This window comes from Dactylosporangium sp. NPDC000555 (genome assembly GCF_040300025.1).
Taxonomy (GTDB): Bacteria; Actinomycetota; Actinomycetes; order Mycobacteriales; family Micromonosporaceae; genus Dactylosporangium.
This window is the reverse complement of sequence record NZ_JBEPDB010000023.1, coordinates 87,992-100,928: the sequence shown is the minus strand read 5'-3', so window position 1 is coordinate 100,928 and position 12,937 is coordinate 87,992. Positions and strand designations below refer to the sequence as shown.

Here is a 12,937-nt window from a genome sequence, read left to right as displayed (position 1 = left end):
AGATACTCGGCCAGCGGGATGTACAGCTCGATCAGCCGGGCGCGGACGCGCTCGCGGTCGGCGCCGGCCGGGAGGTCGGCCATCAGCGAGAGCAGCGCTCGGGCCTGGGCGTCGGTGGCGCGGGTGCTCGTGCCGGAGGTTTCGCCGCCACCTTGGGTGTTCGGGGCGTGCTCGGCAAGGGCGCGCTCGATGGCACGGTCGACGCAGACGGCGCGGTTGGTGTAGTCGACGGAGTCGGCACGGTTGATTGCACGGTCGGCGGAGACGGTCACGGGTTTGACCCTTCTGGTGCGGGGTGACCGGCGGCGGCCTGGGCGCAGACGGGTGCTGCGGCCCGAGAAGGTTTGGCATGCGCCGCCACGCCGGTCAAAGAATCGCTCTCGGCACCCGTTTCTTGAGCGCCGGTGCAAGACCTGCGGGGCTCACCGGGGTCGATCCGCCGCTGCTGGACGGAGCCCCGCGCCCAAACAAGCCGTTCGGACGATGTGAACTGAGCCGACTGTACTAGATTCCTACGCCCTGCGCGAGCCTTGTGGGGTTGAAGCCGATCGTTCTATCACTGACTGTTCATTGACGCAATACGCTGAGTGTTCAGAAGGTTTGTGTGTGCATTTCAGTTTGGTAGTCGATCGGGTCCGCATGGCGATACCGGGGCTGCGCTTTTGCAGCGCGCAAGCTACCGTCTCCTCCGTGGCGTGTGCCTGTTTCAACATTGATCCGTGAGGTGCGGATCGGGGCGCCGTCGCTAAGGAGTTACACGTGGCAACAGGCACGGTGAAGTGGTTCAACTCGGAGAAGGGCTACGGCTTCATCTCGCAGGACAACGGTGGGCCCGACGTGTTCGCGCACTACTCGGCGATCCAGGCCACCGGCTACCGCGAGCTGGCCGAGGGTCAGAAGGTCGAGTTCGAGATCACGCAGGGCCAGAAGGGGCCGCAGGCCGACAACATCCGCGCGGTCTGACACACCCCCAGTCGTAGGCCGAGACCCGCTTCACGGCCGAAGGAGTAGCAAGCCCCCGTCCGACAACCTCGGCGGGGGCTTTGCGGTTTCTGTGGACGGGCCTGGCGGGCGCATCGCCGGCCCGTTCTCCGTCCCGATCGGGGCCGCCCGGCGGGAGCCCCGCAACGGATGAGGCCCGACACGAAAGCGGGCGAGGCCGGAGACGAAAAGGGCCCGGCCGCCTGAGCGGGCCGGGCCGGGATGGCCGCGATGCTTCAGTTCAGCGACGCCCGTGGGCTGGCGAAGACCTCCGGGGTGCATGATTCGGCGTACGCGTGCCGGATCATGATCAACGCCCAGCTCATCCTGGTGGTGGCGGTCTCGGGGTGATCGCCGAACTCCGTCGCCACGCAGGCGACGCAGCCCTGCTCGCCGATGCGGCGCAGGGTGCTCGTCACGGCCGCGCGCACATCCGCGTCGACCGGGCGCTGGGACATCTGCAGCGCGGAGGCGAAGAGCGCTTCGGCGCGGACCGCTTGGAACGTGGACTCCATTGTGAGACCTCCTGCTGTGTCCAGCTAACTCCTATCCAGGTGCCGGTGCGGGGACTGTCCGGTTGCGAAATGGTTATGTCGCTATTCCACCAGAACGTGCCGAAGGCAACCCGAATTCCTCCAGGACGCCGGTGAGCTGCAGCAATCGGTGCACCGTCGGGCTCGTGCCGGTGATCCGCAGCTCGCCGCCGACGTCGGTGTTGGCGGCCACCAGGACCTGCAGGCCGGTGGAGTCCATGAAGGTCACCCCGGTCAGGTCGAGGTCGACCCGCGACGGGCCGTGTCTGTGGATCGCCTTGCGCAGCACGTTGATCAGTTCGGGGGCGGTGGTCATGTCGAGCTCGCCGGAGGCGGTCACGGTGATCGTGCCGTCCGCGGCGGGGGTGGCCTGGGCGGCGAATTCCGTCATAGCAGCTTCGTGACCTTCATGAGGAGGCCGTCGCTGTCCACATCGACGTCGTCGGCGAGGGAGCGTACGACCCGGAGGGAATGTCCGGAGGCGGTCAGGGCGTTGCCGATTTCGGTGGCGGGTTCATCCGGGTGCGTGACCTCAATCACACAGCGCGTCTCGTCGACGGTCGCCCGGACCTGAAAGGCGACGCCGATCCGAACGTGAGCAATCACGTTCGCCCACGTCTCGTTGACGATGAGGGCGATGTCTGTCCGGGCCTGTTCGGCCACGCCGAGCCCGGCCAGCGCCCCGTCCAGAACATGCCTGAGGGTGTTCACGCGATCCACGTCGCGGGGCAGGTCGACGGTCAGGCGAAGGTCCACAATCCGATTGATACCGCATTGGTCGTCGTCGGAAACGTAGCTCAGCCGGCGTACGCGAACTCGCGGGAGGCCAACTCCTGGTACGCCGAGCGGATCATCTCCAGCGCCCACCCCATGCGGGCCGCGGCGGTCTCGGGGTGCTCCCCGAACTCGCCGGCGACCCGGGCGGTGCAGCCGTTGATGCCGTAGCGGCGCAGCGCACCGGTTACGGCGTTGCGCACCTCCACCGGCGCCGGCTTCTGCGACGCTTGCAGGGAGGAGGCGAACAGGGCCTCGGCCCGCACTGTGTCGAACATCGTGTTCATGTCAACCCCCACGATCGGTGTGCTCCGTGACACCATTCAGAGAACCGCTGATCCGGTGCCGTCCGGGGATGCGTTCGGGTGCCGCGCGGTAGCGCGCCACGCCTCCGTGGGGCTTGCCCAAGGTTGCCGTTTCGCGTTACGGTCGATTCAGTCCCGCGGAAGTCGGCAATCTGCCGCCCGGGGACGCCCTTCGCCACCGCGTGTCACGCTCTCGCGCAGGAAGCCAGGCGGCCACCGCACACGCAGCGCAGTCAGGTTCATCGGGCACGCGGATCCGGAGATTCACCTTTCCCGGCCGCACAGTCCTTAGGAGGACGCATATGGCCCCAACCAAAATGTTGGAACGTACCACCCCCAAGCAGAACCCCTCGGGCCAGAACCACGGAAGGCGGCGCACCCGTTCCGCGCAACGCACCCGCGACCACAGCCGCCCGGCCAACCAGCCGCAGCCGCCCAGCTCGGGCGAGGCGCGCGACGTCGCCGGCATCGTCGACGTCTACCGCGACAAGATGGTGCTCCGGGTCGACAGTTACCTGCCTGGCCCCGACGACGTCACGGTCCCGGCCGCGATGGTCCGTCGCTACGGCCTGCGCCACGGCGACGCCGTCACCGGCGGCGCCAACGGTGGCACCCTCACCCGGCTCGACACCGTGCACGGCAACGACCCGGAGTGGGCCCGCAACCGGCCCGAGTTCGCCAAGCTGACCGCGCTGTTCCCGCAGGAGCGCCTGCGCCTGGAGACCGGCCCGCGGCAGCTCACCGCCCGCCTGGTCGACCTGGTCATGCCCATCGGCAAGGGTCAGCGGGCGCTCATCGTCTCGCCACCGAAGGCGGGCAAGACGATGGTCCTGCAGGCGATCGCCAACGCCATCGCGCGGAACAACCCCGAGTGCCACCTCATGGTGCTGCTCATCGACGAGCGGCCCGAAGAGGTCACGGAGATACAGCGCTCCGTGCAGGGTGAGGTCATCGCCTCGACCTTCGACCGGCCGGCGGGGGAGCACACCGGCGTCGCCGAGCTCGCCATCGAGCGGGCCAAGCGCCTCGTCGAGCTCGGTCACGACGTGGTCCTGCTGCTCGACTCGATCACCCGGCTCGGCCGGGCGTACAACAACGCGGCCCCGGCGTCCGGGCGCATCCTGACCGGTGGCATCGACGCCAACGCGCTGTATCCGCCGAAGCGTCTGCTCGGCGCGGCGCGCAACATCGAGAACGGCGGCTCGCTGACGATCATCGCGTCCGCCCTGGTGGAGACCGGCTCGACCGGCGACACCGTGATCTTCGAGGAGTTCAAGGGCACCGGCAACGCCGAGCTCAAGCTCGACCGCAAGCTCGCCGACCGCCGGGTCTTCCCCGCGATCGACATCGACGGGTCCAGCACCCGCCGCGACGACGTGATCCTGCACCCGGACGAGCTGCTCGCCGTCCAGCGGCTGCGCAAGGCGCTCGGCGCCAGCGGTCAGCCGGCCACAGAGCAGCTGCTGGAGCGCCTCGCCAAGACGCAGTCAAACGCCGAGTTCCTGACGTTGCTGCTGCGCGGTCAAGCCTGATCGGCCGCTCCCGGAAGCGCCTGCAGCACAGCGCGACCCGGAAGCGAAGCAACGCCTTACAGCGCGACCCGGGAGCGCATGAGCGCCTCCTCGGTCGGGAGCACCCCCAACGCCGAGGCGAATGCCACGTCCCGGCCCCACGAGGCGACGTCCGCCGGGGCCAGGTCGGTCACTCCCTCGACGGCGACCAGGTGGGCGCGGTAGGACAGCCAGTCGGCCGCGACCCGGGTGCCCTCCGGCGTGCTCCGGTCGCTCCAGCGCAGCTCCGCCACGAGGTACAAGGCCAGGAACACCGCGCTCGCGGCGATCAGCGAGCCGGTGATCTGGTCGGCCAGGCCCGCGTGCAGCTTCGCGGACATCCACATCCAGCTCGCGAACATGAAGGCGGACGGGGCGACCGCCGCGCCGAGCAGCGTGCGGCGGGTGCGTCTGGTCAGGCGAGGCTGGGACAGGCCGCGGTGCCGGGACTCCTCGGTCACCGAGCGGTAGAACGCGGCGCGCCATCGGCGCGCCTCCGACCAGCTGCGGAACGCCAGGCTGGTCAGCGGCGCCTCGCCGCCGACGGTCAGCTTTTGGACGCGGTCGAGGACCTGCTGCTCGTAGGGCGTCAGGCTCCGCCCGTCGCCCTTGCCCAGCCGCACCGCAGTCTCGGAGGGATCCTCGCCCGGCTGGCGCAGCTCGAGGAAGCCGCGCGCGGCCAGGTCGAGCAGGGTGCTGTCGATCGCGTCCTCGTCGGACCGCCAGCGGTTCACCATGAGGCTGACCACCGCCGGCGGTTCCTCGCCCGGCGGGGTGGTCAGCGGCGCGCCGGGCTCGGGCAGCCGCGAGCGCGAGCGGCGGAGCGCGGCGGCCGTCAGCGCGACCCACACCGCCAGCGTGACCGGCACGCTGAGCTGCAGGAACGGGGGCCAATCCACGGGAATACCTCCGGGCGGGCGGACACGGGTGGCGCTGCGGGTTGCCCAACCACCCTAGACCGTCCGGCTCGGTAACCCGTGACGACGACCGTCCGGAAAGATGGAGGTGAAGGACGAGACATGCGAGTCCCGCTGCTGCCTGAACTCGACCTCGAACTGGCCGATGAGCGGATCCGGCTGTTCGACGCCACCGGCGGCTACCGCAGCGACACCCCGCCGCCGTTCTGGTCGTTCGCCTGGCCAGGCGGGGTCGCGCTCGCCCGGCACCTGCTCGACCACCCCGAACTCGTCGCCGGGCGCACGGTGGCCGACCTCGGCGCGGGCTCAGGGCTTGTCGGGATCGCCGCCAAACGGGCCGGTGCGAGGCGGGTGACCGCCGTGGACACCGACCCCGACGCGCTCGCCGCCGCCGTGCGCAACGCCGCCCGCAACGGCGTCGAGATCGAGACGGCCGCGGCGTCCGTGCCGGCCGAGGTGATCGTGGCCGGGGACGTTTTCTATTCGGCGCCGGTCTCCGCGACGGTACTGAGGATCCTGCGCGCCGCCGCCGCGGACGCGCTCGTCGGCGACCCGGGCCGCGGGCACCTGCCGGAGCGGCTGTTCGAGGAACTCGCCGAGTATGACGTCCCCGTCCGCCGATCGCTCGAGGACGGAGACGTCATGACGACGCGGATCTGGCGCCTGCGCCGGCCTACTTCCGGCGCTGCTTCTGCTGGTCCTTGTTCCGCTGGTCCTTGAGCCCGTCCAGGCCCTTGTCCAGGCCGGCCCGGCGCAGCGCGTCGGCCAGCGCCCCGCCGCCGGAGAACGCGTCGCGCGACTCGCGGGACTGCCGGCCGCCGCGGGAGTCGCCGCCGCGCGGGCGGCCACTTCCACCACCCGCGCCTCCTCCGCCGCCGTTGCCGCGGTCGGGCCGCTCGCCGCGCGGGCGGCCGCCGTCGCGCTGGGCGGGCGTCGCCTCGTCCTCCAGGCGGAGGGTCAGCGAGATGCGCTTGCGCGGGATGTCCACGTCGAGCACCTTCACCCGGACGATGTCGCCGGGCTTGACCACCTCGCGCGGATCCTTCACGAACGTGCGCGACAGGGCCGAGACGTGGACCAGCCCGTCCTGGTGCACGCCAATGTCGACGAACGCGCCGAACGCGGCCACGTTGGTGACCACGCCCTCCAGCAGCATGCCAGGGGTCAGGTCGGAGATCTTCTCCACGCCGTCGGCGAAGGCCGCGGTCTTGAACGCCGGGCGCGGGTCGCGGCCGGGCTTCTCCAGCTCCTTGAGGATGTCGGTCACGGTCGGCAGGCCGAACGTGTCGTCGACGAACTCGGCCGGCTTGAGTTTGGCCAGGGCCGTGCCGTTGCCGATGAGCGACTTGACGTCGCCGCCGGTGGTGGCCAGGATTCGCCGGACCACCGGGTAGGCCTCCGGGTGCACCGAGGAGGAGTCGAGCGGGTCGTCGCCGCCGGGGATGCGCAGGAAGCCCGCGCACTGCTCGAACGCCTTCGGGCCCAGCCGGGCGACGTCCCTGAGCGCCCGGCGGTTGCGGAACGGGCCGTTGGCGTCGCGGTGCGCGACGATCGCGTCGGCCAGGCTGGCGCCGATGCCGGAGACCCGGGTCAGCAGCGGTGCCGACGCGGTGTTGACGTCGACGCCGACGCCGTTGACGCAGTCCTCGACGACCGCGTCAAGGGAGCGGCTGAGCTTCGACTCGGAGAGGTCGTGCTGATACTGCCCGACGCCGATCGACTTCGGGTCGATCTTGACCAGCTCGGCGAGCGGGTCCTGTAGCCGGCGGGCGATGGAGACCGCGCCGCGCAGCGACACGTCGAGGCCGGGCAGCTCCTGCGAGGCAAAGGCGGAGGCGGAGTACACCGAAGCGCCCGCCTCGGAGACCATCACCTTCACGATGCTGAGCTGCGGATACTGCTTGACCAGGTCGGCGGCGAGCTTGTCGGTCTCGCGGGAGGCGGTGCCGTTGCCGATCGCGACGAGCTCGACCTTGTGCTTCTGGCACAGCGCGGCCAGGATCGCGATCGACTCGTTCCACTTGTTCTGCGGCACGTGCGGGTAGATCGTGTGGGTGTCGACCACCTTGCCGGTGGCGTCGACGACGGCCACCTTGACGCCGGTGCGGAAGCCCGGGTCGAGGCCCATCGTGGCGCGGGTGCCGGCCGGGGCGGCGAGCAGCAGGTCGCGCAGGTTGGCGGCGAAGACCCGCACCGCCTCCTCCTCGGCCGCCTGCCACAGCCGCATCCGCAGGTCGATGCCGAGGTGCACCAGGATCCGGGTGCGCCAGGCCCAGCGGACGGTGTCGCTCAGCCACTTGTCGCCCGCGCGCCCCTGGTCGCGGATGCCGAACTTCGACGCGATCGCCGGCTCGAACAGCGACGGTGCCTCCGGGTCGGCCGTGGGCTCCATCACCAGGTCGAGCATCTCCTCCTTCTCCCCGCGGAACATCGCGAGGATCCGGTGCGAGGGCAGCTTGGTGAACGGCTCGCTGAAGTCGAAGTAGTCGGAGAACTTGGCGCCGTCGGTCTCCTTGCCCTCGCGCATCTTCGACACGAGCCGGCCCTGGCCCCACATCTTCTCGCGCAGGTCGCCGATCAGGTCCGCGTCCTCGGAGAAGCGCTCGACGAGGATGGCCCGGGCGCCCTCCAGCGCCGCCGCGGCGTCGGCCACGCCCTTCTCGGCGTCGATGAACACGGCGGCGGCCGCCTGCGGGTCCACGGTCGGGTCGGCGAGCAGCCCGTCGGCGAGCGGCTCCAGTCCGGCCTCGCGGGCGATCTGCGCCTTGGTCCGCCGCTTCGGCTTGTACGGCAGGTAGATGTCCTCCAGGCGGGCCTTGGAGTCGGCCGCCATGATCTGTGCCTCGAGCGCCTCGTCCAGCTTGCCCTGGCTGCGGATCGACTCGATGATCGCGGCCCGCCGCTCCTCCAACTCCCGGAGGTATCGCAGCCGCTCCTCCAGCGTCCGCAGCTGGGCGTCGTCGAGCATCTCGGTGGCCTCTTTGCGGTACCGAGCGATGAAGGGCACCGTGGCCCCGCCGTCGAGCAGATCGACAGCCGCGGCCACCTGCCGCTCCTTGACGCCGAGCTCTTCCGCGATGCGCTGGTGAATCGAGGTCGTCACGAGCATGCATTGTGCCCCACTCACCCCCCTGACACCCAAGCAGCCACAGCTCACGCGCCGAAAAGGGGGCAGTGTCGCGAAAAGGCTTCACCTATGCTCTCGCGTCGTGACCGACATCGACCTCGCCGAGCCGTTCCCGGAATTGCGGGAGCTGCGCCGCGCGGTGCTCCAGCAGGACTGGCCGGCGATCGCCGGGCAGTTCGAGGGCCTGACCGACCCCGACGACCACGAGTACGCCGCTCGGGTCGTTGCCGATGTCAAGGGCGCCGAGGAGTTCCTCGGCCGGGCGGCGCAGCGCGAGCCCGGCCCGTTGGCCCGGACCCTCTACAGCGCCCGGCTCGTCGCGGCCGGCTGGGAGGCCCGGACCGCGCTGCGGGCGCAGTACGTCAACCGCGCCCAGTTCGCCGCGTTCCACGACCACCTGCGGCGGGCCGAGCGAGTGCTCATCGAGGTCACCGCCGAGGATCCGGCGAACTCCACCGCGTGGGCCCAGCGGATCAAGACCAACCGCGGGCTGGAGCTGGGGCAGAACGAGGCGCGCCGACGCTACGACCGGCTCAGCCGGCACGTGCCGCACGTGTACAACGCGCAGGCCGGGATGGTGCAGCAGTTCTGCCCCAAATGGGGCGGCAGCGTGGAGAAGGTGCACGCGTTCGGCCTGGAATGCCTGCGCTCCGGCCCGGAAGGCTCGCTCGCCGCGCTGGCCATCGTCGAGGCGCACTTCGAGATCGCGTTCCACCTGGAGGAGGGCGCTCGCACGGTGTACTGGCGCCGGACCGACGTCCGCGAGGAGATCGAGGAGGCGGCGAACCGGTCGGTGCGCCACCCCGCGTTCCGCTCCGGCGGCTACCGGGCGGTGACCGCGCACAGCCACTTCGCGCTGGCGTACACCCTCTTGGGCGACCGCGCCGCGGCCCGGCCGCACTTCGACGCGGCCGGCGACCACGGTGCCGGCGTGTTCTGGGGCTACTTCTTCTTCGACGAGCGGTCTGGGTACCGGTCGGCGCGGGCGAAGGCGGCGAAGGCATGACGATCCAGCGGTCGGAGGTGGACGGCGTCCCGGCGCTGTTCGTCGAGCACGCCGGGCCGATGATCGCCGGCCTGACCTTCCGTGTCGGGCAGGCGGACGAGACCCTGGCCGGGCGTGGTATCACGCACCTGGCCGAACACCTGGTCCTGCACGGGCACGGGCTCACCGACTACCACTACAACGGCAGCACCGGTGCCATCGTCACCACCTTCCACATGCAGGGCGGCGAGGAGGACATCGTCGCGTTCCTCAACGGCGTCTGCGCCGCGCTGCAGGCGCTGCCGCTGGACCGGCTGGAGACCGAGCGGCAGGTGCTGCGGGCGGAGGAGAACGGCCGGCGCGGCGGGGCCGCCGAGGCGCTGGCGTTGTGGCGGTACGGCGCCCGCACCTACGGGCTGCCGGCCTACGACGAGCTGGGGCTGCCCCGTATCACCCGCGACGACCTCCAGCGGTGGGTCCAGACCTGGTTCACCCGGCAGAACGCGGCGCTCTGGGTCGCCGGCGAGCGGATCCCGGCGGCGCTGAAGCTCGTGCTGCCGGAGGGGGTGCGCCGGCCGGTTCCGGCGCCGAGCTCGGCCCTTCGGGGCACGCCGGCGTACTTCGTCGGCGAGGGCACGCACGTCGCCTACGACGGCATCGTGCGGCGCGGCCGGGCCGCCTCGGCGTTCGCCGGGGTCCTGGAGCGGGAGCTGTACCGCGGCCTGCGCCAGGAGGACGGCAACTCCTACAACGTCGCGGCCTCCTACGATCCGCGCGGCGACGGCCAGGCCACGATCGCCGCGTTCGCCGACTCCGTGCCGGACCGGCACGACGCCGTCCTCGGCGGCTTCATCGACGTGCTGGCCAAGATGCGCGCCGGCCGGATCGAGGCGGCCGACCTCGACGCCGTCAAGGCGCAGGCGGAGGACGCCATGCGTGGGCCCATGGTGGAGGTCGCCCGGCTGCCCGGCCAAGCGGCCGACCTGCTCGTCGGCGCTGCGCTGGAATCGCTCGACGAGATCCGAGCCGAGCTTCGCGCCCTGACCGTGGCCGACCTGCACCCCGTGGCACTGGAGATGCTCGGCACCGGCCTGCTGCAGACGCCGCGGGGACGCGACGCGGAGTGGGCCGGCTTCGAGCCCGCACCGCTGTGGTCGGAGCGCCCGATCGAGGGCCAGCGCTTCCGTTCCCGCCAGGACGGCAAGATCAGCGTCGTGGTGGGGCCGCACGGCGTAGGACTGGACCAGGAGGGCCGCCCGCCGGTGGCGATCCCGTTCGACCAGTGCGCGGTCGCGCTGGCCTTTCCGGACGGCGGCCGCCAGCTCATCGGCTTCGACAGCCTGACGATCCGCCTCGAGCCGACCGTGTTCCCCGTCCCACCGCAGGTGCTGGCCCAGGTTGACGCGGCCCTCGCGCCGGTGACCGTCCCGCAGCCGCCCCGCGACCCCGGGCAGATCCCGACCGGCAAGCCGCTACCCAAGGCGGCGCGACCGGCCGGCGACCGCACGGGGCTGCTCGTCGGCGGCGTGATCGCGCTGGTGCTCTCCGTGGTCGCGCTGTGCTGCAGCGGATTATGGTCCTGGGTTGTAGCCGATAACAGCGACCCCGCCAACGACGTGCCGCTCGACGCGACCACGCTCGGGATCAACATCGTCGGCTACGCGCTCGCCGTCGGCCTGGCCGTCGTCGGCGTCGTGCTGCTGCGGCGCCGTAACCGAAAGTAGTTTCTGGGAACCTGTTATTGACCCTGCGCAGCCACGTCTCCTCAATAGGTTCTACAGGAGGCGCTGATGAGCACGGCCACGGTGATCGCGGCGAGGGCCGGCGACCAACGGGCACTCGATGCCCTGGTCGGCGAGTATCTGCCGCTGATCTACAACATTGTCGGGCGTGCGCTGCAGGGGCACGCGGACGTCGACGATGTCGTCCAGGAGACGATGTTGCGCATCGTCGACGGGCTGCCGAGGCTGCGCGAGCCGGAGAGCTTCCGCTCCTGGGCGGTGGCCATCGCCATGTCCCAGGTCCGCGACCGGCACCGCCGCCAGGTGCAGGCGCCGCTGGTCGGCGACTGGGCCGACCCGACCGACTCCGCCGACCCCGGCGCCGACTTCGCCGACCTGGCGATCACCCGGCTGCGCCTGTCCGGCCAGCGCCAGGAGGTCGCCGAGGCCACCCGCTGGCTCGACCACGACGACCGCGAGCTGCTGTCGCTGTGGTGGCTGGAGGCGGCCGGCCAGCTCGACCGCGACGAGGTCGTCGAGGCGCTGCACCTGACCCGCCAGCACGCGGCCGTGCGCATCCAGCGGATGAAGGCCCAGCTGGATGCGGCCCGGGCGGTCGTGCGGGCGCTCGCGGCCCGGCCCCGCTGCCCCGAGTTCGGCGCCGTCCTGCACAGCTGGGACGGGCGCCCCACCGCGCTGTGGCGCAAGCGGCTGGCGCGGCACACCCGCGACTGCCGGCAGTGTGACCGGGCCTGGACCGACATGATCGCCGCGGAGCGCCTGCTGGCCGGCGTCGCGTTGGTCCCGGTGCCGTTCGTGTTCACCGCCGCCGCGGCGAACACGGGCGCGCTGCTCACCGGCGCGTCCGCAGGCACCGCCGCCACCGTCAAGGGCGGCGGGTTCAAGGCGATGCTCGCCAGCTGGGTCGCCGCCTCCAAGCCGGCGATGGTCGGCCTCGCGGCGACGGTCGTGCTCGCGGGCACCGCCGGCGCGGTGTATATCGCCACCCAGGGCGAGAGCCAGCCCGCGATCACCGCGGCGGCGCCGTCCGGCTCGCCCGACCAAGCGCCGCCGCAGGCGGAGAGCGTGCCGACGGAGAGCATGCCGGCGCAGAGCGTGCTGGCGCCGAATTCGACCCCGCCGAGCGCCTCGCCGAGCGCCGCGTCGAGTCCCACGCCCGCCAAGACCACGGTCGCGGCGCTGCCGCCGGCGACGAAGAGCGCCAAGAAGGGCGCCAGCACCAACGACAAGTTCGGCTCGAACAACGCCCCGGCGCTGCGCGACGTGCAGGCCGGCTGGTTCTACAACTGGTCGCCCAGCCCCGTCGCGAACGTCTCCGGCGTCGAGTTCGTGCCGATGGTGTGGGGCGGTGGCAACGTCGCCGCCGATCTGGCCAAGGCGAAGGCGAACGGCAAGACGCTGCTCGCCTTCAACGAGCCGGACCTCAAGGAACAGTCGAACATGACCCCGCAACAGGTGCTCGACCTGTGGCCGCAGCTGCAGGCGACCGGCATGCGGCTGGGCAGCCCCGCGCCCGCGTACGGCGCGGACACCCCGGGCGGCTGGTTCGACCAGTTCATGACCGGCATCCGGCAGCGCGGCTACCGGGTCGACTTCATCGCCCTGCACTGGTACGGCGGGGACTTCTCCGCCAACGCCACCAACCAGCTCAAGACCTACATTCAGAACGTCTACAACCGCTACCACCTGCCGATCTGGCTGACCGAGTACGCGCTGATGCGCTTCGACAACGGCACGGTCTATCCGTCGATGGACCAGCAGGTCGCGTTCATCAACAGCTCCACGGCGATGCTGCAGGGCCTGTCCTACGTCGAGCGCTACAGCTGGTTCCTGCTCTACTCCAGCAAGCCCGGCGACACCGGCCTCTACAGCAACGGCACCACCCCGACCCAGGTGGGAGCCGCCTATCGAGCCGCAGGAGGATGACCATGGACGCGAGATCGGGCGGGGCCGCCGCACTGCTCGGTGCGCTCAACGAGGCCTGTGAGGATTTCCAGCGGTACGCCCAGCAGATCGCCGTCAC

At 71.1% G+C, this 12,937-nt stretch carries 12 protein-coding genes and 1 pseudogene; 6 read left to right on the top strand and 7 right to left on the bottom strand.

The window, feature by feature from the left end; genetic code table 11:
* Positions 1-272 (bottom strand): hypothetical protein (locus tag ABT297_RS17010; RefSeq protein ID WP_350549953.1); only part of this gene is annotated, 272 nt, incomplete at its 3' end.
* A gap of 487 nt (positions 273-759) precedes the next feature.
* On the opposite strand from ABT297_RS17010, the gene ABT297_RS17005 reads away from it, so the two are divergent.
* A complete protein-coding gene (locus ABT297_RS17005) occupies positions 760-963 on the top strand; it encodes a cold-shock protein (protein WP_350549950.1) in 204 nt (67 codons plus the stop codon).
* 254 nt (positions 964-1,217) lie between these two features.
* Here the strand turns inward: ABT297_RS17005 and ABT297_RS17000 are convergent, their stop codons facing one another.
* The 4 genes from ABT297_RS17000 to ABT297_RS16985 form a co-directional block, all read right to left on the bottom strand.
* Positions 1,218-1,496, bottom strand: a complete 279-nt coding sequence (locus tag ABT297_RS17000) for a hypothetical protein (RefSeq protein ID WP_350549948.1) — start codon at positions 1,494-1,496, stop codon at positions 1,218-1,220.
* Between the two features lie 73 nt (positions 1,497-1,569).
* Complete coding sequence (locus ABT297_RS16995) at positions 1,570-1,905, bottom strand: STAS domain-containing protein (RefSeq protein ID WP_350549946.1); 336 nt, start codon at positions 1,903-1,905, stop codon at positions 1,570-1,572.
* Positions 1,902-2,270 carry an ATP-binding protein gene (locus tag ABT297_RS16990; RefSeq protein WP_350549944.1) on the bottom strand — a complete coding sequence of 123 codons (369 nt, stop codon included), beginning with the start codon at positions 2,268-2,270 and terminating at the stop codon, positions 1,902-1,904. The genes ABT297_RS16995 and ABT297_RS16990 overlap by 4 nt, the downstream gene beginning before the upstream one ends.
* A 41-nt stretch (positions 2,271-2,311) precedes the next feature.
* Complete coding sequence (locus ABT297_RS16985; RefSeq protein ID WP_350549941.1) at positions 2,312-2,587, bottom strand: hypothetical protein; 276 nt, start codon at positions 2,585-2,587, stop codon at positions 2,312-2,314.
* A gap of 344 nt (positions 2,588-2,931) precedes the next feature.
* Between ABT297_RS16985 and rho the strand changes: the two are divergent.
* Positions 2,932-4,125 (top strand): annotated as a pseudogene (gene rho / locus ABT297_RS16980) (transcription termination factor Rho); the annotation flags it as partial.
* Between the two features lie 56 nt (positions 4,126-4,181).
* Here rho and ABT297_RS16975 read toward each other — a convergent pair.
* Positions 4,182-5,042, bottom strand: coding sequence for a DUF2207 family protein (locus ABT297_RS16975; RefSeq protein ID WP_350549938.1), 861 nt, complete (start codon positions 5,040-5,042; stop codon positions 4,182-4,184).
* 120 nt (positions 5,043-5,162) lie between these two features.
* Here ABT297_RS16975 and ABT297_RS16970 point away from each other — a divergent pair, with 120 nt between their 5' ends.
* Positions 5,163-5,780: a class I SAM-dependent methyltransferase gene (locus tag ABT297_RS16970; protein ID WP_350549935.1), complete on the top strand. Its 618-nt coding sequence runs from the start codon at positions 5,163-5,165 to the stop codon at positions 5,778-5,780.
* Here the strand turns inward: ABT297_RS16970 and ABT297_RS16965 are convergent.
* Positions 5,734-8,169 (bottom strand): Tex family protein, encoded by a 2,436-nt coding sequence (locus ABT297_RS16965; RefSeq protein ID WP_350549933.1) that lies wholly within the window; start codon positions 8,167-8,169, stop codon positions 5,734-5,736. The two genes, ABT297_RS16970 and ABT297_RS16965, sit on opposite strands and share 47 nt — an antisense overlap.
* A 100-nt stretch (positions 8,170-8,269) precedes the next feature.
* On the opposite strand from ABT297_RS16965, the gene ABT297_RS16960 reads away from it, so the two are divergent.
* The 3 genes from ABT297_RS16960 (at position 8,270) to ABT297_RS16950 (ending at position 12,840) form a co-directional block, all read left to right on the top strand.
* On the top strand, positions 8,270-9,193 hold the full coding sequence (locus ABT297_RS16960; protein WP_350549930.1) for a hypothetical protein: 924 nt from the start codon (positions 8,270-8,272) through the stop codon (positions 9,191-9,193).
* Complete coding sequence (locus ABT297_RS16955; RefSeq protein WP_350549927.1) at positions 9,190-10,896, top strand: M16 family metallopeptidase; 1,707 nt, start codon at positions 9,190-9,192, stop codon at positions 10,894-10,896. The genes ABT297_RS16960 and ABT297_RS16955 overlap by 4 nt, the downstream gene beginning before the upstream one ends.
* Before the next feature lie 66 nt (positions 10,897-10,962).
* Positions 10,963-12,840, top strand: a complete 1,878-nt coding sequence (locus ABT297_RS16950) for a sigma-70 family RNA polymerase sigma factor (protein ID WP_350549925.1) — start codon at positions 10,963-10,965, stop codon at positions 12,838-12,840.
* Positions 12,841-12,937: the final 97 nt, after the last annotated feature.